At 37.1% G+C, this 23,754-nt stretch carries 27 protein-coding genes; 15 read left to right on the top strand and 12 right to left on the bottom strand.

What is annotated here, in order from left to right; genetic code table 11:
* Positions 1-323: 323 nt before the first annotated feature.
* Genes EG339_RS05965 through EG339_RS24170 form a run of 3 tightly spaced genes read right to left on the bottom strand, consistent with a single transcriptional unit; the run spans position 324 to position 2,348 of the window.
* Positions 324-1,088: a LytR/AlgR family response regulator transcription factor gene (locus EG339_RS05965; RefSeq protein ID WP_123869310.1), complete on the bottom strand. Its 765-nt coding sequence runs from the start codon at positions 1,086-1,088 to the stop codon at positions 324-326.
* Positions 1,085-2,203: a sensor histidine kinase gene (locus EG339_RS05960; protein ID WP_123869309.1), complete on the bottom strand. Its 1,119-nt coding sequence runs from the start codon at positions 2,201-2,203 to the stop codon at positions 1,085-1,087. The genes EG339_RS05965 and EG339_RS05960 overlap by 4 nt, the downstream gene beginning before the upstream one ends.
* Complete coding sequence (locus EG339_RS24170) at positions 2,196-2,348, bottom strand: hypothetical protein (RefSeq protein WP_164465410.1); 153 nt, start codon at positions 2,346-2,348, stop codon at positions 2,196-2,198. The genes EG339_RS05960 and EG339_RS24170 overlap by 8 nt, the downstream gene beginning before the upstream one ends.
* Positions 2,349-2,435: 87 nt before the next feature.
* On the opposite strand from EG339_RS24170, the gene EG339_RS05955 reads away from it, so the two are divergent.
* Positions 2,436-3,260, top strand: a complete 825-nt coding sequence (locus tag EG339_RS05955) for a universal stress protein (RefSeq protein WP_123869308.1) — start codon at positions 2,436-2,438, stop codon at positions 3,258-3,260.
* Positions 3,261-3,375: 115 nt separating this feature from the next.
* Here the strand turns inward: EG339_RS05955 and EG339_RS05950 are convergent, their stop codons facing one another.
* A complete protein-coding gene (locus EG339_RS05950) occupies positions 3,376-4,323 on the bottom strand; it encodes an NADP-dependent oxidoreductase (RefSeq protein ID WP_123869307.1) in 948 nt (315 codons plus the stop codon).
* 121 nt (positions 4,324-4,444) lie between these two features.
* On the opposite strand from EG339_RS05950, the gene EG339_RS05945 reads away from it, so the two are divergent.
* From EG339_RS05945 to EG339_RS05930, 4 genes are all read left to right on the top strand, one after another.
* A complete protein-coding gene (locus EG339_RS05945) occupies positions 4,445-4,801 on the top strand; it encodes a winged helix-turn-helix transcriptional regulator (RefSeq protein ID WP_123869306.1) in 357 nt (118 codons plus the stop codon).
* A gap of 291 nt (positions 4,802-5,092) precedes the next feature.
* Positions 5,093-6,022, top strand: coding sequence for a hypothetical protein (locus tag EG339_RS05940; protein WP_123869305.1), 930 nt, complete (start codon positions 5,093-5,095; stop codon positions 6,020-6,022).
* 110 nt (positions 6,023-6,132) lie between these two features.
* Positions 6,133-6,642: a hypothetical protein gene (locus EG339_RS05935; protein ID WP_123869304.1), complete on the top strand. Its 510-nt coding sequence runs from the start codon at positions 6,133-6,135 to the stop codon at positions 6,640-6,642.
* Entirely contained in the window at positions 6,639-6,986 is a 348-nt protein-coding gene (locus EG339_RS05930) for a tRNA-binding protein (RefSeq protein WP_123869303.1), read from the top strand. Before EG339_RS05935 ends, EG339_RS05930 begins: the two co-directional genes overlap by 4 nt.
* 68 nt (positions 6,987-7,054) lie before the next feature.
* Here EG339_RS05930 and EG339_RS05925 read toward each other — a convergent pair whose 3' ends face one another.
* Positions 7,055-7,825 carry a DUF4382 domain-containing protein gene (locus tag EG339_RS05925; RefSeq protein ID WP_123869302.1) on the bottom strand — a complete coding sequence of 257 codons (771 nt, stop codon included), beginning with the start codon at positions 7,823-7,825 and terminating at the stop codon, positions 7,055-7,057.
* 83 nt (positions 7,826-7,908) lie between these two features.
* Between EG339_RS05925 and EG339_RS05920 the strand changes: the two genes are divergently transcribed.
* Positions 7,909-8,610, top strand: coding sequence for a 3'-5' exonuclease (locus EG339_RS05920; RefSeq protein WP_123869301.1), 702 nt, complete (start codon positions 7,909-7,911; stop codon positions 8,608-8,610).
* 3 nt (positions 8,611-8,613) lie between these two features.
* Positions 8,614-8,940: an SUF system Fe-S cluster assembly protein gene (locus EG339_RS05915; RefSeq protein WP_050021700.1), complete on the top strand. Its 327-nt coding sequence runs from the start codon at positions 8,614-8,616 to the stop codon at positions 8,938-8,940.
* A 134-nt stretch (positions 8,941-9,074) separates the two neighbouring features.
* Here EG339_RS05915 and EG339_RS05910 read toward each other — a convergent pair whose 3' ends face one another.
* On the bottom strand, positions 9,075-9,911 hold the full coding sequence (locus EG339_RS05910) for a sulfurtransferase (protein WP_123869300.1): 837 nt from the start codon (positions 9,909-9,911) through the stop codon (positions 9,075-9,077).
* A gap of 188 nt (positions 9,912-10,099) precedes the next feature.
* Positions 10,100-10,948: a hydroxymethylglutaryl-CoA lyase gene (locus EG339_RS05905; RefSeq protein ID WP_123869299.1), complete on the bottom strand. Its 849-nt coding sequence runs from the start codon at positions 10,946-10,948 to the stop codon at positions 10,100-10,102.
* A gap of 189 nt (positions 10,949-11,137) precedes the next feature.
* Here EG339_RS05905 and pepT point away from each other — a divergent pair, with 189 nt between their 5' ends.
* From pepT to EG339_RS05880, 5 genes are all read left to right on the top strand, one after another.
* The gene (gene pepT / locus EG339_RS05900; RefSeq protein ID WP_123869298.1) at positions 11,138-12,385 is read left to right on the top strand and encodes a peptidase T; all 1,248 of its coding nucleotides are present in this window, start codon (positions 11,138-11,140) and stop codon (positions 12,383-12,385) included.
* A 4-nt stretch (positions 12,386-12,389) separates the two neighbouring features.
* Positions 12,390-12,956 carry an energy transducer TonB gene (locus EG339_RS05895; protein ID WP_123869297.1) on the top strand — a complete coding sequence of 189 codons (567 nt, stop codon included), beginning with the start codon at positions 12,390-12,392 and terminating at the stop codon, positions 12,954-12,956.
* Between the two features lie 171 nt (positions 12,957-13,127).
* Complete coding sequence (locus EG339_RS05890; protein ID WP_123869296.1) at positions 13,128-13,724, top strand: porin family protein; 597 nt, start codon at positions 13,128-13,130, stop codon at positions 13,722-13,724.
* Positions 13,725-13,802: 78 nt separating this feature from the next.
* Positions 13,803-14,852, top strand: a complete 1,050-nt coding sequence (locus EG339_RS05885; protein ID WP_123869295.1) for a sensor histidine kinase — start codon at positions 13,803-13,805, stop codon at positions 14,850-14,852.
* Positions 14,845-15,579 carry a LytR/AlgR family response regulator transcription factor gene (locus EG339_RS05880; protein ID WP_123869294.1) on the top strand — a complete coding sequence of 245 codons (735 nt, stop codon included), beginning with the start codon at positions 14,845-14,847 and terminating at the stop codon, positions 15,577-15,579. The genes EG339_RS05885 and EG339_RS05880 overlap by 8 nt, the downstream gene beginning before the upstream one ends.
* An 83-nt stretch (positions 15,580-15,662) precedes the next feature.
* Here EG339_RS05880 and EG339_RS05875 read toward each other — a convergent pair whose 3' ends face one another.
* From EG339_RS05875 to EG339_RS05855, 5 genes are all read right to left on the bottom strand, one after another.
* Positions 15,663-16,571, bottom strand: a complete 909-nt coding sequence (locus EG339_RS05875) for a DUF6268 family outer membrane beta-barrel protein (RefSeq protein WP_123869293.1) — start codon at positions 16,569-16,571, stop codon at positions 15,663-15,665.
* Between the two features lie 166 nt (positions 16,572-16,737).
* A complete protein-coding gene (locus tag EG339_RS05870) occupies positions 16,738-17,946 on the bottom strand; it encodes a multidrug effflux MFS transporter (protein WP_123869292.1) in 1,209 nt (402 codons plus the stop codon).
* A gap of 169 nt (positions 17,947-18,115) precedes the next feature.
* Positions 18,116-18,934, bottom strand: coding sequence for a helix-turn-helix domain-containing protein (locus tag EG339_RS05865; protein ID WP_123869291.1), 819 nt, complete (start codon positions 18,932-18,934; stop codon positions 18,116-18,118).
* Positions 18,935-19,025: 91 nt separating this feature from the next.
* Positions 19,026-20,087: a thiamine-phosphate kinase gene (gene thiL / locus EG339_RS05860; RefSeq protein WP_123869290.1), complete on the bottom strand. Its 1,062-nt coding sequence runs from the start codon at positions 20,085-20,087 to the stop codon at positions 19,026-19,028.
* Between the two features lie 89 nt (positions 20,088-20,176).
* Complete coding sequence (locus EG339_RS05855) at positions 20,177-20,671, bottom strand: acyl-CoA thioesterase (protein ID WP_123869289.1); 495 nt, start codon at positions 20,669-20,671, stop codon at positions 20,177-20,179.
* Between the two features lie 115 nt (positions 20,672-20,786).
* Here EG339_RS05855 and EG339_RS05850 point away from each other — a divergent pair, with 115 nt between their 5' ends.
* From EG339_RS05850 to EG339_RS05840, 3 genes are all read left to right on the top strand, one after another.
* Positions 20,787-21,989 (top strand): BaiN/RdsA family NAD(P)/FAD-dependent oxidoreductase, encoded by a 1,203-nt coding sequence (locus tag EG339_RS05850; RefSeq protein ID WP_185147668.1) that lies wholly within the window; start codon positions 20,787-20,789, stop codon positions 21,987-21,989.
* Between the two features lie 263 nt (positions 21,990-22,252).
* Positions 22,253-22,840, top strand: a complete 588-nt coding sequence (locus EG339_RS05845; protein ID WP_123869287.1) for a DUF2306 domain-containing protein — start codon at positions 22,253-22,255, stop codon at positions 22,838-22,840.
* Complete coding sequence (locus tag EG339_RS05840) at positions 22,837-23,754, top strand: YARHG domain-containing protein (RefSeq protein WP_123869286.1); 918 nt, start codon at positions 22,837-22,839, stop codon at positions 23,752-23,754. The genes EG339_RS05845 and EG339_RS05840 overlap by 4 nt, the downstream gene beginning before the upstream one ends.

The following is a 23,754-nucleotide window of genomic DNA, read 5'->3' as shown; positions in this document are numbered from 1 at the left end:
CTCTGAGCCCAGGTTATTTCCCGATCTAATTACATAATATCAGAACATTAAGAAACAAGGCAATCATTTAAGTTTTTATCAAATAAAGAAGTTTTGCAAACACAGGGTCAATTACATTGGGTTTTAAGCGGGCAGGCTCAAACTATAGCCTAAAAAGAAAACTGAGTAGAATTGGAATTAGCAATTTGTAAGCGGGTTTTGAAGTATATAAAACCGGGAGCTGGAAGTTATAATTGTATGAATAACGTTTTACAATTACAGAAACAATTAGATAATTAAAAATACCTTTAGCTTTGGAACCTTCAGTAACCTCCGGCCTCTTGCTAATAATCCATCCAGGATTTGAATACGGAAGCCTTTTCCCGGCTTACAATAACCTCCATTTCCGGCTGTTTTCTCAGTTCAAGCTTGAGTTTTCCATTAAAGTGATTGAAGATCTGCTTTACAGAATCAATATGAATGATAAACTGTCTGTTGGCACGGAAGAAGAATTTCGGGTCCAGTTGTTTTTCAAGTTCTTCCAGTGTCTGGGGAATATTTTCCACAACTCCGGTATTCAACATCGCTTTACTGATCCCCAGTTCTGTATAGATATATAAAATATCTTCTGCCAATACAGTTTTATATCCATCGCGATGGGCTATAAGGAAACGTTTTCTGTAGTCTTTAGGCTGAATATAGTTAAGTAATCCTTCAATAGCAGAGCCAACAACCGGAACAGCTTCCATAAAGGTCTCATAGCGCTTCAGAGCGGCATCCAGTTCTTCTTCTTCTATTGGCTTTAAAAGATAGTCTATACTGTTGTATTTAAAGGCCTGTACTGCATATTCATCGTATGCAGTGGTAAAAATTACAGCGCTTTTAATTTCATGCTTATTAAAAATTTCAAAGCTTAATCCATCTGCCAGGCGAACATCCATCATAATGATATCCGGAACCACATTATTTTGCAACCAATTTACGGCAGACGTTATTGAATCTTCTACGGAAAGAATTTCAATATGAGGCCTGAGCTTTAGCAAAAGCCTTTTTAAACGGTCTGCATTAGGTCTTTCATCTTCTACTATTAAAATTTTATTAATCTTCATATCAATGGAAGTTTTACAATAAATCTGTCTTCTGTTTTCTCTATAACCGGTTTTGTATACCCCAGGATTTCATATCTGGCAATGATGTTGGTAAGCCCGACACCTGAGGAATCCGGCTTATTAATCAAGGGTAAAAATGTATTGGAAACCACCAGTTCACTTTCAGAATTGGTATACACATGAATCTCCAGCGGATTTGCTTTGGAGGTCTGATTATGCTTGATGGCATTTTCAACCAACAGCTGCAGGGACAGGGGAAGCGTATACATGGATTTGTATTCTTCCTGAACATCAATTTTAAAAATGACTCCTTCTCCAATTCTTTTTTCAATCAGGAAAATGTATGAGTCTAAGAATTTCAGTTCTTCTTCTACGGCAATGATATCCTTCTTGGAATTAACAAGCAGGTATCTGTACACCCGTGCAAATTTTTCAGAATACTCATATCCTAGCTGCTGATCTTCCAGAATAAGCTCAGAAAGCACACTCAGATTGTTAAAGATAAAATGGGGATCTATCTGCAGTTTAAGAGCCTGAAGTTCTGCAGCCATTGCTGCCTGTTTATGTTTGGAAGCCCTGATCTTATGCTGGGCTGCTTCTACAGCGGTTCTTTTCCAGTTCTGAAGTAAATAATCTACGGTATTAAATCCGCTTATAATAAGTGATATTACAATATTGGTGGCTACCCACTGTCCTAATAATGTATATTCTTTTCTGGAATCCATTTCCGGCAAATTATCTGAAGTGGACTCTACAATGGTGTTGATAATCATCACAATCAGAACACTTCCTACGATCTGTAAAAACCCCTGGATAAGCAAACGCTTAACGGTTCTGTCTTTCCATGGAAGCAGTTTATTGAGTGTAGAATCAATAAATATACTCACCTCCGAGATAATTATTGAAAAAAAGAACACCCACAGGGCATCTTCGATGAACATTTTCAACGGGGTCTCCAAATAACTCTGCCAGACCGGGTCAAAAGGATCAATAAGATAGGAGAACCCACAGAAAGCAATCACCGCTACAGCCCAGATCACCAGCCTCCTTTTCATGGCGGAAAGGATCTTTTTGCTTCGTATTAAATTTTTTCTGATGGTAGAAACCCTATTCATTATCCAAGGCTTTGTGAATGTAAATATAGAAATACATTTCAGAAAAGGCTCCTCCATTTTCAACGAGACCGCCAAAACCGTCCCTGAAACGTAAAATAAAAGAGTTCAAATGAAGCCCGGACGTTTCATCACCTAAAAAATACATTTCATCATCATTTTATGCAACGTCACCTCATTTTTAATACAATACAGCCGGCTTCTATCCTAGTTTTGCTGTATCAAAATCGGTACAATGAAAACAATAATTGTCTGCACAGATTTTTCCCAGGAAGCTGAAAACGCGGTTCATTATGCGGCTTCTATGGCTAAGGAAAACCAATATAATATTATCCTGTTCAATTTACAAAGTATTTCTATTCATGCTCTGAACGCCCAGGCATCTGCTGATTTTTTCTATGAACAGACCCTGAGAAATCAACAAAAGCTTACCGATAAGTCTATCGAAATAACCCGGCTGTATGCTGTAAAAACAGAGTTTTATCTGGCTTCAGGAAACTTTATTGAGGAGCTGAATAAATGTATACAAACCACAGGAGGTGACTTTATTGTTATGGGAATGGCTGAAAAAACCCTTGAACAGAGGCTTTTGGGAAACAATGTAATCAAGGCCATTCACAGAGTAAAAAAACCGATATTGATTATCCCAGGCCATATAGAATATACAGGAATCCGAAAGATTCTCTTTGCCTACGACACGCATAAATCTATCACCTGGTCTGCCATGAATGACATTTATTCTTTCATCCATGAGTTCAATGCTGAAGTTGAGGTATTTAACGTAAGCGAGAGCGTAGAAGATTTTACGGAAGTCATTCTTGATATTGATCTGAATGCCGGCTATGATCTTGATGATATAAAGTACAGCTTCAAGATGATCCAGTCTATTGAAATCATCAAAGCTATTGAAGAGGAAGTGAAACTTACTAATGCGGATATGCTGACGATGGTTCCTTACCGGTATAATCTTGTAGAATCATTCTTCCACCGAAGCAAAACAGCCATCATGGCTTATAAAAACAAAGTTCCATTACTATCAATCCCACTAAACATAGATTAAGGCTCAATCAATAAAAATCACATTTGAATTATCCTTTTTTGCCTTTTTAAGGGGTTAAATTTTACGCTTAATCTTGTTAACAGGACCGGAAATTGCTTTCCGGTCCTGTTTTTTATTATAAGGTAACAACTACTTTTCCGGCTACACGATTGGTCTCCACTTCAAGATGGGCTTTCCTGATCTCTTTAAACGGAAATGTTTTATAAACAGCAGGTTTTAAGATTCCGGCAGCCAATAACCCCGCAATTGCCTGTATGGTTTCCTGTTTAGATTGAACCATCATGAACTCAATAATTACAGCTTTCTGACTGGCCTTATCTTTCACTTCTTCAGGAATTTCCGGTGATGGAAGGGTTACAATAATTCCATTTTCATGTACAATATCTACAGAATTCAATAAGGTTTCCCCCTGAATAGTATCTATAACAATATCAGCATCCTGCACTTTGTCTTTAATATTTTCGGTAGTATAATCAATGTGTTCATCCGCGCCTAACGAAAGGACAAAATCTTTGTTTTTACCTGAAGAAACTCCTATCACATAAGCTCCGAAATGTTTGGCAATCTGAACAGCAAAATGTCCTACTCCTCCCGAAGCAGCATGAATGACTACTTTATCCCCTTTTTTAATGTGAGCAACATCTGCCAATGCCTGATATGCGGTAACTGCTGCCATTGAGGCTGCCGCAGCCTGTGAATGAGTAATGCCCTGAGGCTTTAATGCCAAATGCGAGGCCGGCGCTGCTACATATTCTGCATAGGCCTTTCCGTTACCAAAGAAATTGACCATTCCAAAAACTTCATCACCTGCTTTGAAATCAGTTACATTCTTTCCGGTTTCCACAACTTCCCCTGAAATATCCCAGCCTAAGATAACAGGTCGGCTCTCTTCAAAGATCCAGTTTAAAACGCCTTCGTATGCTCTTGCTTTAACATCCACCGGATTGATGCTTACCGATATCACTTTTATCAGGACCTCATCATCACCTATTGTTGGTTTTTCTATTTCTGTGAACTGAAGATTTTCTACATTTCCTGCTTCGTTTATAATAACAGCTTTCATATTTTTATTTTTTAAATTATAGAGCAAATGTAATCTGATCGTATCTTTACGACAAGTATGTACTTTTTTGTAACCTACATACTTAAAACATACTATTATTGATTATCAATACATTAAAAAAATGTTAAAAATAAAAAAAGTAACCAATGAACCATCCTGCCCTGTTGATTATGCTTTCAAACGTATTGGCGGAAAGTATAAAGGCCGGATCTTATGGTACCTTCATACCAAAAATGTGATGCGTTATGGCGAACTGAGAAAAGCGTTATCAGACATCACCCCAAAAATGCTGACCCAAACGGTACGGGAACTGGAAGATGACGGACTTATTCATCGAAAAGTTTACCATGAGGTTCCTCCAAAAGTGGAATATTCTTTAACCGAGACAGGCCTTGAACTGATTCCTTTTATCGATTACCTGAAACAGTGGGGTGAGGCTCAGATAGAAAAAGAAAATAAAATCAAAAGCTTGATTTAAACAACAAACAGGCTTCATAGCCTACTATTCTATTTTCTCACTTCCGTTATGATGATTTTATATCAGATACGGATTTTATTTAAGTGGGTACAATTAACATTTAGAATATAAAGCAAATCATTAAAACACTATCCAGGATACTTAGCATTCTGCTTTTTCGTAGTTTTGCTAAATAAAATAACCATTTTTGAAAAATGATAATACCTCTGGTAAAATAAAGGCACAGGCCCTGTTAACATCAGAGATATTATAATTGAGTAAAAAAAATGAACACTTTAATTACAGATTTTAATGAGTACACAAGATTTTGCAAAAGCCATGGAAGGTTGCAGTATTACAACCGGTATTGTTCGTTATAATGATTTATGTTACCTTTCAATAGTTGATAATGAGCAGTTAAAAGATGGCCACAAACATACATACGATACAGAAATTGATAGGGGCGTTTGGGGGTGTGACCGCTTAAACTGGGTTGTAGTTTCAGAAGCAGTAATACATTATCCCGAAGAAAAATGCATCAGACTTGGCGAATATGGGCAGATAGAAACATCAGGAGGCGGAGAAATTACAACTGAAAAAGAAATCACGGCAAATGGTGGTCCGCAAAAAAGAGGTCCTCTAAGAGAAGTAAATGCTATTGACGGTAAGGCTTATGCGGTTGGCACATGTCGCCAGGTTTATGTGAGAACCGATAAAAATCAATGGAAGTGTTTAGATACAACAGCACAGGTTTATGAAAAGAATGAAGAAAAATATGACAAGTGTTTTGAGTCTGTAGCTGGGTTTTCAGATGATGAAGTATATTGTGCTGGTTGGGAAGGTGATCTTTGGAGGTATGATGGTGAGCAATTCAGAAAAATAGACCTAGGAATTAAAAATCATTTAACAAAAATAAGAACGGCCAGCGATGGTCTTATCTATGGATGTGGCATGGCCGGAATTATAATTAAAGGGCGTGGAAACCAATGGGAAGTCATTGAAACAGAGCATGAAGACCTTTGGGGAATTATAGAATTTAATAATACCATCTATGTTTCAAGTTTATATGCTGTGTATAAATTAGTAGATAAAGAATTGATTCCCATTGATTTTGGAAATGATATTGAACCAGGCTCCTGTTATCATTTATCTGCGGCCGATGGAATCATGTGGTCTATTGGTGGAAAAGATGTTCTAGAATTTGACGGAAACCGTTGGAAAAGAATATTAAAACTGGAATAATAACTTTAATATAACAGATTATACAGTAAGTTCAGCTTTTCATCAGGGGCTATTGATTAATCTTTTAATTTCTTAATATTTTAATACATTTGTTATAAAACATATTCCAAATGAATTTTGAACAGGTTAATTTACACCTTGAAGCTTATAAAGAACATAACCAGATTCTGGATGCAGCCAAATATTTAATTCACTCTTTTAATCTGGAACATGAGAATTTTGCAGGTTTTGGATTCAGGGAGGAACTTTCTCCTACTTCGATGCTTCTTACTGCAGAAGGAGAACTTGGAGGGCCTCAAACCGTAATGATTCCCAGAAATTTATTTGATTTTGATCTGAACCTTGTTCTGAACATGGTAGCCCACGAAATGCTTCATGTACGGCAAAAAGCGCCGGGACAAGTAATTGAAGACAAAAATGAAAGAGAATTCCAGGCTTACTATGAAATGCTTTTTCATAAAGTCTTTCCACAGGTTCCTGACGTTTCCGACTTTCATAAAAAATTCTTCGGCGGAAAAGCCCTGGAATATTATAAAAGAATGGGTGAAGGTTCAGAATTACAACAAAAATATGCAGAACAGAAAACAGAAGTAGAACATTTAATTAGTACATTACCATGAACATAAAACCGGACATAACCTGGGCAGATTTTGAAAAAATAGACATCAGATGCGGAACAATTATTTCGGTAAATGATTTTGAAAAAGCAAGAAACCCATCCTACCAATTGGAAATAGACTTTGGCGACCTTGGAATCAGAAAATCATCTGCGCAAATCACTTCCCTCTATAAGAAAGAAGAATTGATAGGAAAACAGATTTTAGCCGTGGTTAACTTCCCTAAAAAGCAGATTGCCAATTTCTTCAGTGAATGCCTGGTCTTAGGATTATATGGAGAAGACAAAAAAGATGTTACTCTTTTAACCCCTTCATTACCCACAAAAAACGGAATGCAGGTGGGTTAATTCACATAAAAAAACCTTATAGGCACTGAGCTCCTATAAGGTTTACCATTATTTAACTGATTATTGGATTACTGATGTAATGTTTTGGTTCCCAGATTAGTAACCTGTCCGAAAACTACTGATACATTTCCTGTATTCTCATCTACATATCCGGTGCTGTTATCTGCATCATAAGAAACCGTATAATTTCCTTGCGGAAGCCCAGAAAACATATAAAACCCATCCGGGTTAGGAATTGCAGTCGCTAAAGTATCTGTTGCAGTAATAGCATGTACGACAGCTTTTGCCGCCTGAGGCTGTACATAACCTTTAATCTGTCCGTTTGTCAGTTCGGAAAACGTTCTGATTACAGGTTTTAAAATATAAGACCCGTTTCCTGTTTTTACAATAGATTTTCCGGCATCAAAATCTATCCATACATTATAGGCTCCGTTGCTCACCAAAGTCTGATGCCAGTTAAACCTTAATCCGCTTTGTTCACCTGATGGCGTCTGCAACGGATACGTTACTCCATTTGAAACCAGGCTGTTATTAGGGCCAAGGATCATTCTCATTTGGGAAACATTTCCTTCAGGAAGTGTGGCCTGTCCTAAGGCAACGTCTGCTCCGTTTTTAAAATCAAGAAGGTTATAAATGCCCGGTTTAGGAAAGTTAAGCGGAACCCAACCTCCGTTAACGCCGATTTCAATTTTTTGAATATCGATATTAACAGCGCTATAAGCTGCAGGCCCATCCGTGAGCCTTACATTAACTGTAGCGGTACCCTTATCCTCTGAATCATTACATGATGCCATAAATAATAATGAAATACCACTTCCCATAATGAATAACTTTTTCATAAGAATAAATTTGATGTATAATAAAAAACGTTTTGGATAATTGATTTATTATGTCATATATTTCAGTTATAAAAAAGCAAAAAATGATCCAAAATATTCCATTAGAAAAAGTCTTATTCCTTGATATTGAAACTGTTCCACAGGCAGACTCCTGGAATGATTTATCTGAAACCGAACAGCACCTTTGGGACAAAAAAACAAAATTCCAGAGAAAGGAAGATGTTTCGGCAGCAGAATTTTATGAGCGTGCGGGAATTATGGCAGAATTCGGCAAAATCATCTGCATCACCATCGGGATGGTTGAAAAAAATGATACCTTAAAGATCAAAAGTTTCTCCGGGCACGATGAAAAAAAGATGCTTCAGGAATTTGGAGAAATCTTCAACAGCCCAAGATTATACAACGTTATTCTATGCGCCCATAACGGAAAAGAATTTGATTTCCCGTGGATTGCACGAAGATACCTCATCAATGGGATGCAACCTCCAGCACCATTTCAGATGTTTGGAAAAAAGCCCTGGGAAATTCCTCATATAGATACTATGGAGCTATGGAAATTCGGAGATTATAAAAGTTTTGTATCACTGGAATTATTGGCTCATGTCTTTGGTATTCCCACTCCGAAGGATGATATTGACGGCTCAATGGTTTCATCAATTTACTACATAGAAAAAGACTTGCAGCGAATTGTTGACTATTGTGAAAAAGATGTCTTAACTTTGGCAAATATTTTCCGACGCATGCGTCAGGAAGATTTGTTGAAAAGGAATATCAATTTAGATTAAAAAATGAAATTTACAGACGATCAAATTGCAGACATTGGTGAAGAAATCATCAGCGTGCTGAAAACCGTATATGATCCCGAAATTCCGGTAGATATTTACGAATTAGGGCTAATTTATGATGTACAGATCTCCGATGATGCTGACGTAAAAATTATAATGACTCTTACCACTCCCAACTGCCCTGTAGCGGAAACCCTGCCTCAGGAAGTAAAGGATAAAGTAGGCGAAGTGGAACATGTAAAAAGTGTTGACCTCGAACTGACCTTTGAACCGAGCTGGAATAAGGATATGATGAGCGAAGAAGCGAAATTTGAATTGGGAATGCTATAAATTAAGCATTGTCTATACAAATACAATGCATATTACGACAACCGAGTAAAGTAATATGAAATTTGAAATACAAAGAAAGGATGTCAGCGTATGACATCCTTTCTTTGTATCACTAAAATCCTGACTGGATTATTTTATAGTTCTTTTGCAATTTCTTTTCCCTCTCTCCTGCTCCATTCACTCCATGAGCCTACATACAGATTAGGAATTTTAAACCCTGCATGCGCTAATGCCAAAATAGTATGACATGCGGTAACTCCTGAACCACAGTGAATAATCAAATTTTCAGGTTTATTTTGTAATAATTGGGTATATTTTTCTTTTAAAGTTTCCGGACTAAGGAACAACCCATCTTCATCCAGATTTTCAGAAAAAGGGATATTAATGGCTCCCGGAATATGTCCGGCTACCAGGTCAATAGGTTCAGATTCCCCTCTGTACCGGTAAGCATCTCTTACATCAATCACTGTAGAAGAGTTGCTTTTTAATTCGTTTTCAACTTCTTCAAGATTTGAAACAGGTAGCTTCCAATTTTCTTTTTTAATCAATGGAGCCTTCCCAAATGCTTCTTCTCCTGACGAAAAATCCATATTACTCTTTTCCGCAGCCTGTATTCCGCCATCAAGAACCTGTACATTTTCAAACCCGAATGATCTCAGCATCCACCATGCTCTCGCGGCCGCATTTGAACCATTCTTATCATCATAGATAACAATATGGGAATTTTCAGTGATCCCGAGATTGGAAACTGTGTATGCAAATTTTTCCGGAGCCGGAAGCGGGTGCCTTCCTCCAAAGGCTGCATTTTCACCTATTTCAGCAAGATCTTTATCCAGATCAATAAATCTTGCTCCTTTAATATGCTTTTCAAGATAGTTTTGTATGGCATCTTTTCCTGTCCTTGCATCAAGAATGATAAGGTTTTCTGTAGAAATATTTTTTAATTCAGATGGTGAAATGATTGGAGACATGGTGATGATTTTGGGTTAATATTTATTTAATTGGGCCTAAGCCTGCTTGATTTTAATATAGTAAAGCGGGTTTAAGCCCGCTCCTATTAATATTTTTTGATTTCGCGCAGATCACACTGGTTTTGCAAATCTTAATTTTCCGGTTTCTTATCTTCATAATTTGCTAAACCTGAGATATTTAAACCATTTTAAAAATGAAAAATATCCTTAGCTTTGTTGTAAGAACTTTCAAAGTTTAAAAGATTCAGTTTATGCTCTGCTTTTTCAACACTCATAAAGTTAATCACCTGTTCTGTAGGCATATTACCTACCAGATCATCTTTAGCCATAGGACATCCGCCTATTCCTTTGATGGCACTGTCAAACCTTCTGCAACCTTTGTCATAAGCTGCTTTCAGTTTTGAATAGGATTCTTCATAACGGTTATGAAAGTGTCCGCCGAAATTAATTTCAGGGTATTTTGAAGGAATTTTTTCGAATAAAAGGGCGATAGTTTCCGGTGTTGCCACTCCTGTTGTATCAGAAAGAAGAATATCTTTCACTCCGATATCCGAGAATCTTTGAGCCCATTGATCCACATCTTCCCACTTCCACATTTCACCATACGGGTTTCCAAAAGCCATTGAGAAATAAATATTCAGCTGTTTTCCTTCACTTTTTACCAGTTCAAGCATTTTAATGATCTCATCAAAAGCTTCTTCCTGGCTCTTATTGGTATTTCTGTGCTGAAAAGTCTCAGAAATAGAGAAAGGAAATCCCAGAATATCCACAGACTGATGTTTTAATGCTTTTTCAGCTCCCCTGTAGTTTCCAATAATGGCAGAAACTTTAGTTTTAGAACGTGATTTATCAATATTTTCAGCCACTTCATCAGAGTCTGCCATCTGCGGAATTGCTTTTGGGGAAACAAAACTCAGACAGTCCAATACGTCAAAACCAACATCCATTAAGGAGTTAATATAATCTATTTTTTTATCAGTAGGGATAAACTCTCCCCATCCCTGCATTGCGTCTCTAGGACATTCGGTAAGAAACATTTTTACTTTTTGATTTTCTCAAATATAATAAAACTAAACTATTTGATACAGTGTACATACAAATCTAACATTATTTTGATTTCCAAAGTTTTATATTCCATTTATAATTTCAATAACTGATATTCAGCCGCAAATAATGTATTCTGAGCATCAAATTTGCTAACTTTGTTAAAATTTATGATAAATCTGATGAGTACAATAGAATTCAATCCTTTATGGAAAGAGAAATTACTGAACCGTTTTCTTAGTTATGTAAAAATATATTCAACCAGCGATGCTGAGAGTGAGACTACTCCTTCTACAGACCGTCAATGGGATATTGCCAACTACATTACTGAAGAACTGAAAACTATCGGTTTAGAAGATGTTTCAATTGATGAGCACGGTTATATTATGGGCTATGTTCCTTCTAACCTTGAAAATGATGACAGACCAACGATTGGATTCATTTCTCATTATGATACTTCGCCGGACTTCAGCGGGGAAAATGTAAAACCTCAGGTTTGGGAAAATTATGACGGAAATGATCTATTACTGAACCAGACTACAGGGTTCACTTTATCTCCTTCAAGATTTGAAAGCCTAAAAAAATATATCGGGCAAACATTAATTACTACGGACGGCAATACTCTTCTAGGGGCTGATGATAAGGCTGGTTGTGCAGAAATTGTGACCGCTGCAGAATATCTTATCGCTCATCCAGAAATTAAACACGGACGAATTGCTGTTGGATTTACTCCTGATGAAGAAATCGGAAGAGGTGCACATAAGTTTGATGTTGCCAAATTCGGTGCTGAATGGGCCTATACAATGGACGGCGGAGAAGTTGGAGAGCTTGAATACGAGAACTTTAACGCTGCCGGAGCGGTAGTGAAAATCCACGGGTTAAGCGTACACCCCGGTTATGCTTATGGAAAAATGATTAATGCGGCTTTACTGGCTGCTGAATTCGCTCAGATCTTACCGGCTAATGAAACACCTGCAACCACTAAAGGTTTTGAAGGATTTTACCATCTAATGGATATTACGGCTGATATTTCTGAGGCAAAACTCCAATACATTATCCGTGATCACGATGCCGATAAGTTTGAAGCAAGAAAGAGATTCCTGGAAGAGAAAGTAGCTGAATTTAACCAAAAACATGGTGAAGGAACAGCAGAAGTGGAGATCAAGGAACAATACAGAAACATGAAACAGCAGTTTGAAGGCAAAATGCACATTGTAGATCTTGCTGCCAAAGCAATGACTGAGGCAGGTATTGAACCTAAGATCAAAGCTATCAGGGGTGGTACAGACGGTGCCCAGCTTTCTTATATGGGACTTCCTTGTCCTAATATCTTCGCAGGAGGAATCAACTTCCACGGTCCCTATGAATATGTAGCGTTGGAAAGTATGGAAAAAGCTACAGAAGTAATTATTAATATTGTAAAAGCTTAATAAGATGAAAAAACTCTTAGCATTAGCCTTCATATTATCTTTTGCTTTCGGAAATGCCCAGGTATCTGCTTTCCAGAAGGCTGATTCCAAATATGAAAGAAAGAAACAAGCATTGTATAACAAATACCCTAAGCCTAACGATCTGAGAACTAAGCTAGAGTGGCTTCTTACGGAAGACAAAATAACATCCTATAAAAATGCTCTTGAGAAAATTTCTGAAGATGATAAGAAAGTACTAGCCAATGACCCTCCTGTAAAAACTAAACTGACAAAAGAAGCGGAATATGAGGCTGGAAAAGCAGCGTTTCAAAAGTTATTGCAAGGAGCCGTTGATCTTGCTTTCTTAAATTATGCTTCGGATTCTTATAAAGCCACATTAAGTTTTATAATAGACTCTAAAGGAAATGCTCTCGAAGCTCAGGCCAAAGGAAATAATGAAGATGTAAATGCATTTATTGAGGCAGCTTTTTACCGCATTAGGGAGAAAGGCAAATGGAAGCCTGCTGAAGTGAACGGGAAACCGGTATCTTCTACAGTTTCCATTCCGTTAGTATTAAGTTTTAAAAAATAACACAACCAACCCGCTTTAACAGCGGGTTTTTCTTTTCCTCATTTCCCGGCTTCCATTTTTATTCATCCAAAACCGTATTCTCGTCAAAGTATCTCTGCCACTCATCAAATAAAATTTCCACTCATATTTCAGATTTGTTGTTTTGCATCAAATTTTAAAAGTAATCAATTTATGAAACAACAATTTTTAGCATTCTGCTCTTTGTTACTATGCATCACTTGTTCTATGGAGACTCAGGCTCAGCAAACTTCACCGCTTCACATAGGCATAAAGGGCGGTGCAAATTTTACAAAAACCTCAACGGAGTCTTCTTCCTTGGAAGGAAAATACGGTTTCGGCTATCAGGCAGGGGTAATGGCAAGGTTGGATATTGGAAGCCTGTATGTACAAGGAGATGCTTTATTCAACAAAAGAAAGACCTCTTACGAAGCAAAAGACCTAGGATCTGCAAAGCTAACCTGGAATGCCATTGATATTCCCGTAGTCATTGGATACAAATTCATTAAAACTGATGATTTTAATGTAAGAGCATTTGCCGGAGGTGTTTACAGCTATGCTTTCAACAATAAATTATCGGTTTCTGAATCGCTGCAGGAAGGTTTTAATAAGTTTGACAAGTCCAATATAGGAGTTACTGGAGGAATAGGAGTGGATTATAAAAACTTCACGGTAGATCTCAGATATGAACACGGGCTATCCAGCATCAGTAAGGAATTTAAATCCAAACCCCACAGCTTTAGCCTTGGGATAGGTTATTTCCTGTTCTAAAAAACTTAAATTATATTTACCATTAGAAACTGTTTTCCCTGCAGTTTCTAATTTTTTTATCAACCTATTTCCAATTCTATGACAAAATCTTTTATCTTAAAAGAATATATATTTACTTTTATTTTCTGGCTTGTATTAGCGATTGTATTGTGGTTTAATTTCCAGAGCACAACAGATATTTATCTTGCGATGACCCAGGCTGCGATAATTGCAGCATTTTCGTTTACATTTACTCACTTTTTAACCAATAAGCTTCTGCCGAAAGCACTTCGGGAAAAGAAAATGAAACGGTTTCTGATACAGTTGATACTGTTGATTTTCATGCTTAGCCTGGTTTTCTCTGTTATATTCACTTATCTTGAAGTTGAGCCCAAAGATGAGCTTCCGGAAAACTTCAGAGACCATTTACCTTTTTTGTGGAAGGGCTTTTATATGTCTCTGCCTGCCTCATTTCTAATCAACGGAGCAGCATGTGGTGTAAAATTCTATAATGAACATGGAAGAATAGAGCGTGATCATATTCTCCTTCAGCAGGCTCATCTTGAAAACCAGCTCAAGCTTCTGCAGGATCAGATCAACCCACATGTGGTATTTAATATCCTGAACCATATTCATATTCTGATGAAAACGGATATCCAGCTTGCTGATTTTTTACTGATGAAATTTTCAGATATTCTCCGGTATCAGCTTTATCATTGCAATCAGCCACTGGTTCCTTTGGGTAAAGAAATTGAATATCTCCAAAACCTTGTTGAGGTAGAAAAACTCAGGTGGGGAAACGAACTGGATGTAAAAGCCCAATGGCAAATTGATAACAAAAAAGCTTCTATTGCTCCATTACTTTTGGTTCCTTTTATAGAAAATGCTTTCAAATACGTGTGCAGACTTCCCGGGCAAACCGGTTATGTTAAAATCTTCTGCAAGGAAGAAAACAATAACTTTTTCTTTTATGTTGAAAACTCCTATTCAGAAATAGCTGTTCATAAAAAGAAGGATGGAGGAATTGGGCTTCAAAATGTAAAAAAACGCCTGAAATTGCAATATCCTGATGCTTATGACCTTAAAATTGAATCTGATAACCTTGTCTATAAAGTGACCCTAACCTTAAAACTGTCTGAAAATGAGTAATAATATCCCTAAAATGAAATGCCTGATCGTAGATGATGAGCCTTTGGCCAGATTCCACCTTAAGGAGCTGGCAAACCAAATTGATTTTTTATCTGTAGAAGAAACCTGCGCTACAGCTCTGGAAGCAGATGCCAGGGTAAAGGAAAGCGAAATAGATCTTCTTTTCCTGGATATTAATATGCCCTATCTGAATGGTATCGATTTCCTGGAGCAGCTTGAAAATCCTCCTTTATGTATCTTAACAACAGCTTATTCTGAATACGCTCTGGAAGGATTCCGGCTTCAGGTGGTGGATTATCTTTTAAAGCCAATTGCCTTTAACCGTTTTTATCAGGCTGTGAATAAAGCCCAGCAGCAGTTTATCATCAATGAAAAATTAAAGAAAAATACCCCTTTGGATGATCCATTTCTGTACGTAAGACAATCTGACACCTTTATTAAAGTCTCCTGGGTGGATATTTTATATATTGAGAGCATGCAGAACTATACCAAGCTGCATTTTAAGGATAAGTCCCTTGTTATTCATCAGACTATGAAAGCGATTGAAGAATCTTTGCCTTCCGAACATTTTTTCAGGATTCATAAGTCGTTTTTAATCAATATCATTCATATTGATATGATTTCGGGCGGCCGTTTGTTTATCAATAAAACAGAACTTCCTATTTCCCGTACCCGAAAAGAAGAATTGCTCAATCAGGTGGTATATAAGAAGCTTATTAGTAAATAAATGAGAAGGCCGGAAGGTGTTGGGGGAATTATTCAGATTAAAAAATAGAACAAATAACTACATCCGGCCTCATTTCTCATATTTTAAGGCAGGTTCCAGCGCAAGGATACTGCTGCATAAAATGTACTGGAAAACTTAGGATCTGCAATGTTTTTATCTTTAAAAATGCTCTTGATCTTGCGCTCACTTTCTGTGAAACTTCTCACCAGGGTTGATCCTCCCGTAATGCCAATACTCAGCTTATCATTGACCTTTATTTCCGGCCGGAGACCTGCTGTAATCTGCTGATAACCAAACATAATAGATTCTCCGTTTTTATTCCTTTCTACGGTCATTCCGCTGAGGTTAACCACTGCTTTCAAGGTAAAAACGTCTGTGAACTGATAGCCAACTTCTGCACCTTCCGGGAAATTGATCCTGAATTTCACCTTTCCATTGGTTTTCCAGTCGAAATAGACCCATGGCAAAACCATTGGAACTCCAAATGCTGTAGTAAGCACCGGACCTACTCCCAAAGCAAGATTAGGATTAAAATGCCTGATAAATACGATCCCTCCCTGGCCCAGAACATCATCAAAGCTTATCTTTTCCATATCTGTGTATACACCAACTGAAGCCATCATCATTATACTCCATTTCTTTCCTAGAGGTCTTACATGCTGCAATCCGACCTGGGCGTTCAGCATCTGATCCGGAAATAAAGGTGTTTCGTAATTCTTGTGAGACATTTTTGCGTAAGATCCGCTCAGGAGCATAGACCATGCACTTACCTTACCTTCTTTATCTTTTTTTACAGATAACGGAATACTCAGATTAAGGTCTACCCTTTTAAAATCACTTTTGGAATTTGTCTTTACGCTGTCTTCCGGACGGATATAATTAGAAGCTGGAATATATTCTGTTTTAAGTTCGGCAGAGATTCCCGACTGTGCATTTACCCAATATCCTAACGGCAGCAGACAGCATAAAGCCGTCAAAAGGTTTCTTTTCATATTCTAAATTTTATGCAAAGAGAGCCTTTTGGTTATTTTCTACAAAAATTACTTGATTAAGTGCCTGAATAGTGTGACCAATAGAAGCAACGAAAGGATAAAGCTCAATGGGCACGAAGTCAGATTAGGCAATATGGAAGTTACGATTAGTTTATTGAATTACTGATTAAACAACAGATTTCTGCATCACCGCTTTCTTATCCTTAATTATCTGATATGCAAACCATACAGCAATTAAGCTCATTCCGGCACGGGTTATCACCATTGGCATAATAGAATCTGCTTCTAAAAGACCTAGTAATCCCGACATTAAAAAGGTAACTATCAACTGTAAGAATCCAAAAAGTGCTGCAGCTGTACCTCTCCCTTCTTTAAAAGGAGACAACGCATGTGCTGAAGTAAGAGGAAACAATATTCCAATAGCCAGCAGTGATAGATACAGCATCCCTATTTCCAATACCATAGAAAAATTTTCTGCAGCTATCAAAATATGAAGAGTACATACCACCAGAAGTATTAAAGTTGCGACAAATAAAAGAGTTGAATTGCTCATTCTCTTGATTAGCCTTGGCGTAATATAAGCCGCTGTGATGAGGGCCAATGAATTGAATGCGAATATAAAGCTGAAAGTCTCACTGGAAAATCCGTGAATTTCCATAAATAAGAACGGGGCATTTGAGATATAGATAATTAATGACGCAAATGCAATACTTCCCACCATTGTACTTTGGATGAATTCTTTATTGGAAATAATCATTTTCAGCTGCTCTTTTAACCCTTTCTCATCTGTTGGCACATCCTCTGGCTGACTGATTTTCGTATTGGTCTCCGGAATATATTTATATACCATGAAGAATGTAATCAATCCCATAATACACAGGAAAGCAAATGAACTGTTCCAACCCCAGTATTTAAGAAATATGCTTCCCATTAAAGGAGCTATAATGGGAGCAATACCACTGATCTGAGATTGTTGTGCAAAAATGGTTACAGATTTCTGTTTATCATAAAGGTCAATAATAACAGCTCTTCCGATCACAATCCCCGCGCTTCCTCCAAATGCCTGTAAGAAACGCATGCTCCATAAAACGTAAATATCTGAAGTAAAATAAATAGCTGCTGCACCTATGATAAAAAGGAAAAGACCACAGTACAGCATGGGTTTACGTCCTGTTCTGTCTGATAAGGGGCCCCATAATAACTGTCCGAGTGCAAATCCGGCAAAGAAAACCGAGATAGAAATCTGAATATGTCCGATATCCGTTTTAAAAATTTCGGCCATGCTTGGAAAAGCAGGAAGATAAAGATCTATACTCAATGATTCCAACGTGTTGAGCAGCGCTAAAATAAACACTACAATACTTAACTTCTTCATAAACTTAAGCCTTCACAGGCGATTTTTTTCAGGATGCAAAATTGCCTTAAAAAGCAAAATATTACAATAAAAGAACTGGAGAAAGTATAGGACAAATTGGGGGTTAAAGCGTAGAAATAAATAAATATTGCTTATTTATATACATCAAAACTGTAAATAATGAAGATTATCACTTTTCATTATTCTTAAAAGATTCGGGAGTTTGGCCTGTATGTTTCTTGAAAAACCTTGAAAAATATGAAGCATCGTTAAAACCAAGCTTAAAAGCGATCTCCTTCACTGTGAGTGCTCCAAAACTCAGTTCTCTTTTAGCTTCCAGGATAAGGCGCTGGGAAATCATCTTTTTTATTGTTGTTCCTCTCAAAAGGCGTACAATATCATTCAGGTGATGGCTGCTTATCTTTAATTTTTCGGCATAGAATCCTGTCTCCTTATGTGTTATATAGTGTTTCTCAATAAGTCCTACCAGGTCATGAATGCGTTGACGGTCATTCAATAAAGGTTCTTGAGGATTAATCTGTTCTCCTATAATAATACAAAATGCTTTAAGATAAGCCTTCAAGAGTTCAGTTCTCGATGCTGCATTATATTCCTGTTCCATCAATGACAGGATCGTACTACAGGTTTGTTTATTTTTAGGATCTAAGAAAAACGGAAGTACTCCTCCAGTAAGTACAGATTCTATATCACAGGCTTCGTTGAAAATTTCCCGGCTTATTGCCATAGCATATCCTTCCTCTCCCTCTATTTTCATATTGAATGCCTGTCCCGGTGCTATGATACATATCTGATTATTCTCAAGCTTATAGCTTTCAAAATCCAATTCTAAATGACTTTTTTCATGTACTTCCATGAACCAGATAATTTCAAAAAAATTATGCCTGTGAACATCATGAAAATTCTCAGGGCCTGCTGCACTCAGTGTACTCATCTGAAATTCCTCAGAGGTAAGGTGGTGCGTTGGTATTTCTTTTTCTTGTATAATCATCCCTGTTTTTTTAAAATAATAAAGCTATAAACAAAAACCACAGCAAAAAAAATGCTGCGGTTTTCTACAATATTTAAAATTAAATATAATTTTATCCTTTTTGATTTCCCAAGAAGGCATCCCAACCCTGGGCGGTAAGAGCCACCAATTGGTTAGACCCTCTCGCCACCATAAAGTTTCCTTCTTCTTTGTCTACTGCATGTCCTATAATAGTAAAATCAGGATGGTTTTTAATTTTATCAAAATCATTTGGTGAAATTGTAAATAGTAATTCATAATCTTCACCACCGCTTAATGCTGTCATTACAGGATTAAGGTTCATTTCATCTGCCGTGGAAATTGTAAGACTGTCTAATGGAATTTTTTCTTCATATAATCTGAACCCTACTTTAGACTGATCTGAAAGATGAAGAATTTCAGAAGCCAGACCGTCAGAAATATCAATCATGGAAGTTGGTTTAATTTCCAATTGCTCTAAAATCTTTTTAACGTCTGTTCTAGCTTCAGGTTTCAATTGTCTCTCCAGGATATAATCGTAGCCTTCCATTTCCGGTTGCATATTCGGATCAGCAAGGTAAACGGCATGTTCCCTTTCCAAAATCTGAAGTCCCATATATGCACCACCCAAATCTCCTGTTACCACAAGAAGATCATTAGGTTTTGCACCACTTCTCTTTACAATATTTTCGTCAGCTTCAATTCCTACAGCCGTAATGCTCATGACCAATCCGGAATTGGAGCTGGTAGTGTCTCCACCTATTAGATCTACTTTATATCTTGTACACGCTGCCTGGATCCCTGCATAGATTTCTTCAAGCGCTTCTACCGGAAAACGGTTGGAAACAGCCAAAGAAACCAAAATTTGTGTAGGAACTGCATTCATAGCAGCAATGTCACTTAGGTTAACCACTACAGCTTTATAACCTAAATGCTTCAGTGGAACATAGCCTAAATTAAAATGTACTCCTTCTGCCAGGACATCCGTGGTAAGAACTACTTTTTTATTGTCAGGGTTAATCACTGCCGCATCATCTCCTACTCCAAGTTCCGAAGATTCATTGGATAATGGAAAATACTGCGTCAAATGCTTAATAAGACCAAATTCTCCTAGTTTTGAAATGGGCGTCAGCTCCTGTGATTTATCTTCAAACATAAAAATTTATTTATCAATGATAACTGATAGGCGATAATTGATAATTTTACTTCTATCCTTTTTTCAGAGCATCAATTATCATTCATCATTTATATATTAAATTCTGCCGGGTCAATATTATGTGGATGGAAAGGAAGCTTTTTAAAATCTTCTTTAGACAGTACCACTGTTTCCGGGCTCTTGTATTTGTTCATGGCTTCCACCACATCATCTGGCGGAGTCGTCATTTTTCTCAGCATCATATCAATCCAAACACCAGTAGCTTCGGAGGTAGCACAGTGTACCCCATCCGGAGTATAGAATTTGTGAAGAAAACGGTAGATGGATGAATCATCAGAACATCCGTCAATTTCTACACTCACAATAACCGTCTGATCGGCATAGATCTCCTTGAAGAAAGAATATCTTTCGTGCAGGATCACAGGACCAATTCCCCATCTGCTTAATTGGGTAACACCCATTTTTTCCTTAGTCATAAAAGCCATTCTGGCTTGCGCACAATATTGTACATATGATGAATTGGCCAGGTGCTTATTAGCATCAAGATCGCTCCAACGCACTTCAAATTTATGGTAGAAAATCATACTGAAATCGTTTTTGGTATAATAAAAAATTATAATCTTCAAAAATACTCAAATAAGATGGTTTATAAAAATTGTACTTTTGAAAAAATAATCTTCAGCATAGGATTACATACACATGAAACAGATCATTATTATCGGAGGCGGTGCTGCCGGCTTTTTCTGCGCATCCAACCTTGACGAAAAGAAATATAAAATTACCATATTGGAACAGAACTCGGATGTGCTTCAGAAAGTTAAGATCTCCGGAGGAGGGCGGTGCAATGTTACCCACGCCTGCTTTGATCCAAGAGAACTGGTCCGGTTCTATCCCCGCGGAAACAAGGAATTATTGAGTGTATTCACCAAATTTCAGCCGGGAGACACCATGGAATGGTTCGATCAGCGTAATGTTCCTTTAAAAATAGAAAATGATAACAGGACTTTTCCTGAAAGCAATTCCTCACAGACCATTATCAATACCTTTTTGAATGAAGTTCAAAAGAAAAATGTGGTTGTACAAACAAAATGCAGTGTAAAAGAGATTGAAAGGCAGAATGAAAAATATTTTGTAAAGACCAATTCAGGAGATTTTGAGGCAGATTATATTGTCTATACTACCGGAAGTTCGCCAAAATCATTAAAAATTATAGAAAATCTGGGCCATAAGATTGTTGATCTTGTTCCTTCTCTTTTTACATTTAATATTAAAGATGATCTTTTAAAAGATCTTCCCGGAACCAGTTTTGAAAATGCAGGGATTTCGATTCCTAAATTAAAGACTGATGAAAGCGGGCCGCTTTTGATTACCCATTGGGGGCTTTCCGGACCGGCTGTCCTGAAAATTTCTGCATGGGAAGCTATCAGTCTTGCCAAACTTAAATACAATTTTGAAATTGAGGTTAATTTTGTTTCTGTTGCTACAGAGGAGGCAGAAGAGATATTTCAGAACTTCAAACAGAGCAATCCTAAAAAAACTATAGGACAATCAAAGATTTTTGATATTACAAACAGGTTCTGGCAGAAAATCCTGGAGATTTCAAAGATAGACCTCAACAAACAGGTTGCCAATATTTCAGGGAAAGAGATGCAGAAAATTCTGGAGAATCTTTGTAAAAAGAAATTTCAGGTTACAGGAAAATCAACATTTAAAGATGAATTTGTAACAGCCGGAGGCGTTGATTTAAAGGAAATTAACTTCAAAAACATGTCTTCAAAACTGCTTCCTAATTTCTATATTGCCGGAGAAGTTTTAAATATAGATGCGGTAACAGGAGGTTTCAATTTTCAGGCGTGCTGGAGTGAGGGCTGGCTGATTGCGCAGGACTTAAACTCGTTGTAACAATGAAAAAAATCTCACTATTACTTTTTCTCATAGGATTTAACTTTGTCTTATCTTAAATACAGACCACAAAAAATCATACTACCCAAGAGACATCCGGAGATCAAAGCTATAAAATCACTGAAAACCAGATGGGATCCGGCAGAATATAAAAAACAACTTATTCGTTCTTATGATAAAGGTCCTTTCATCTTAACTATTGAATAATTAAAGTGTTATCTATCAAAAGAAATATCACGTTTTTCCTAAAAATCCTTTTGGTTATGGGATTTATATATTTCTTTTGGCTAATGTTTTCCATTACTCTGGAGTATATTCCTGTAAATCCCAATATCAGCTTCCTGATGATTAAACAGACTGAAGTGCAACAAAGACCGGAATATCTTTATTTTTTCTATGCTCATGTGTACACCAGCATTTTTGTGCTTCTTTCTGGTTTTTTAGCCATAATCAGAAAGGAATTCGGATTGAAAAATTTCCACACGAATATGGGAAAGGTATATATTCTTCTCATCTTACTTTTGGCTGCACCTTCAGGACTTTATATGGGTTTTTTTGCCAATGGCGGAGCTCTTTCAAAGATTTCATTTGTTATATTGGGCTTTTTATGGTGGTTTTCCACTTTCAAAGCCTATCAGTTAGCCAGGCAAAAAAGATTTAAAGAACACAAACAGTGGATGTGGCGGAGTTTTGCGCTTACATTATCAGCCATCACGTTACGAATGTGGAAAGTTATTATCGTATATTTATTCCATCCCAATCCCATGGACGTTTACCAAATCATTGCATGGCTGGGCTGGATTCCCAATATCCTTATTATTGAGTACTTAATTACAAAAAAACAGATATGAAAACTTTACATTACTCCTTAATTTCCCTGCTTGCAGTTTCTTTGATAAGCTGTAAGAAAGACGGAAAAACGAATGAATCCAATAAAGATTCCTTAACTGCAAAAAAAGACTCCGTTATCATCCCTGAGATTCACAAAGAATATTATGGCGTTTATACGGGTGATTTTGCAGGTATGGAAAAGGTTGTTGATGATGTAGATGGCTCTGAATATGATGAGAATATTTACAAAAAGATCTCCTTAAAGATCAACAGGATCACCAAAGACAGTGTTTACGGGCAAAGCATCGTAAATGGAAACCAGCGCCCTGTAAGAGGAGTTTTTAATGAGACTTCAAAATCCTTTGTGTTAGATGAGCCAGGAAACGATAAAACAGATGGCAGATTCGAGATAAAACTGAATGGAGACAGCTTAACCGGAAAATGGAATGCCTTTAACAAAAAAGCGGTAAAAGCTCCTGTAAAAACTCTCAAACTCATCAAAAAGGACTTTGTTTATAATCCTAACTTTATGCTGGATCCGGATTCAAACCTGGTAGATTGGAATAATCCTAAAGATTTTGTTGAGAAATATACGGATAGCGATGGCAAGACCGAAAGCTATACAACGTCAAAAAACCGGGTGGCTTCTGATGCAGTCTTTAAACTGAATGCCTCTAAACAAAAATTAAGTGAAAAAGACCTTAAAAACCTGAGGAAGCTGGATCTGGAAATTATCAAAAACTCAGTATTTGCCAGACATGGCTATTCCTTTAAAAAAGAAACCTATAGAGATTTTTTCGAACAAACGGATTGGTACATTCCGGTTTCCAATAATGTAGATAATGAACTCTATCCAATGGAAAAGGATAATGTGGCGCTGCTGAACCGCTTCATTAAATATGCTGAGGATAAATATGATAGCTTTGGAAGGTAG

Source organism: Chryseobacterium bernardetii, assembly GCF_003815975.1.
Lineage (GTDB): Bacteria > Bacteroidota > Bacteroidia > Flavobacteriales > Weeksellaceae > Chryseobacterium > Chryseobacterium bernardetii.
Note: the sequence above shows the minus strand (reverse complement) of the source record. Positions and strands in the feature narration are given on the sequence as shown.

Bases quoted from the DNA above. Each gene is read 5' to 3' on its own strand.
- EG339_RS05965 (WP_123869310.1), bottom strand. From the start codon at position 1,088: ATGAAGATTAATAAAATTTTAATAGTAGAAGATGAAAGACCTAATGCA.
- EG339_RS05960 (WP_123869309.1), bottom strand. From the start codon at position 2,203: ATGAATAGGGTTTCTACCATCAGAAAAAATTTAATACGAAGCAAAAAG.
- EG339_RS24170 (WP_164465410.1), bottom strand. From the start codon at position 2,348: ATGTATTTTTTAGGTGATGAAACGTCCGGGCTTCATTTGAACTCTTTT.
- EG339_RS05955 (WP_123869308.1), top strand. From the start codon at position 2,436: ATGAAAACAATAATTGTCTGCACAGATTTTTCCCAGGAAGCTGAAAAC.
- EG339_RS05950 (WP_123869307.1), bottom strand. From the start codon at position 4,323: ATGAAAGCTGTTATTATAAACGAAGCAGGAAATGTAGAAAATCTTCAG.
- EG339_RS05945 (WP_123869306.1), top strand. From the start codon at position 4,445: ATGTTAAAAATAAAAAAAGTAACCAATGAACCATCCTGCCCTGTTGAT.
- EG339_RS05940 (WP_123869305.1), top strand. From the start codon at position 5,093: ATGAGTACACAAGATTTTGCAAAAGCCATGGAAGGTTGCAGTATTACA.
- EG339_RS05935 (WP_123869304.1), top strand. From the start codon at position 6,133: ATGAATTTTGAACAGGTTAATTTACACCTTGAAGCTTATAAAGAACAT.
- EG339_RS05930 (WP_123869303.1), top strand. From the start codon at position 6,639: ATGAACATAAAACCGGACATAACCTGGGCAGATTTTGAAAAAATAGAC.
- EG339_RS05925 (WP_123869302.1), bottom strand. From the start codon at position 7,825: ATGAAAAAGTTATTCATTATGGGAAGTGGTATTTCATTATTATTTATG.
- EG339_RS05920 (WP_123869301.1), top strand. From the start codon at position 7,909: ATGATCCAAAATATTCCATTAGAAAAAGTCTTATTCCTTGATATTGAA.
- EG339_RS05915 (WP_050021700.1), top strand. From the start codon at position 8,614: ATGAAATTTACAGACGATCAAATTGCAGACATTGGTGAAGAAATCATC.
- EG339_RS05910 (WP_123869300.1), bottom strand. From the start codon at position 9,911: ATGTCTCCAATCATTTCACCATCTGAATTAAAAAATATTTCTACAGAA.
- EG339_RS05905 (WP_123869299.1), bottom strand. From the start codon at position 10,948: ATGTTTCTTACCGAATGTCCTAGAGACGCAATGCAGGGATGGGGAGAG.
- pepT (WP_123869298.1), top strand. From the start codon at position 11,138: ATGAGTACAATAGAATTCAATCCTTTATGGAAAGAGAAATTACTGAAC.
- EG339_RS05895 (WP_123869297.1), top strand. From the start codon at position 12,390: ATGAAAAAACTCTTAGCATTAGCCTTCATATTATCTTTTGCTTTCGGA.
- EG339_RS05890 (WP_123869296.1), top strand. From the start codon at position 13,128: ATGAAACAACAATTTTTAGCATTCTGCTCTTTGTTACTATGCATCACT.
- EG339_RS05885 (WP_123869295.1), top strand. From the start codon at position 13,803: ATGACAAAATCTTTTATCTTAAAAGAATATATATTTACTTTTATTTTC.
- EG339_RS05880 (WP_123869294.1), top strand. From the start codon at position 14,845: ATGAGTAATAATATCCCTAAAATGAAATGCCTGATCGTAGATGATGAG.
- EG339_RS05875 (WP_123869293.1), bottom strand. From the start codon at position 16,571: ATGAAAAGAAACCTTTTGACGGCTTTATGCTGTCTGCTGCCGTTAGGA.
- EG339_RS05870 (WP_123869292.1), bottom strand. From the start codon at position 17,946: ATGAAGAAGTTAAGTATTGTAGTGTTTATTTTAGCGCTGCTCAACACG.
- EG339_RS05865 (WP_123869291.1), bottom strand. From the start codon at position 18,934: ATGATTATACAAGAAAAAGAAATACCAACGCACCACCTTACCTCTGAG.
- thiL (WP_123869290.1), bottom strand. From the start codon at position 20,087: ATGTTTGAAGATAAATCACAGGAGCTGACGCCCATTTCAAAACTAGGA.
- EG339_RS05855 (WP_123869289.1), bottom strand. From the start codon at position 20,671: ATGATTTTCTACCATAAATTTGAAGTGCGTTGGAGCGATCTTGATGCT.
- EG339_RS05850 (WP_185147668.1), top strand. From the start codon at position 20,787: ATGAAACAGATCATTATTATCGGAGGCGGTGCTGCCGGCTTTTTCTGC.
- EG339_RS05845 (WP_123869287.1), top strand. From the start codon at position 22,253: ATGGGATTTATATATTTCTTTTGGCTAATGTTTTCCATTACTCTGGAG.
- EG339_RS05840 (WP_123869286.1), top strand. From the start codon at position 22,837: ATGAAAACTTTACATTACTCCTTAATTTCCCTGCTTGCAGTTTCTTTG.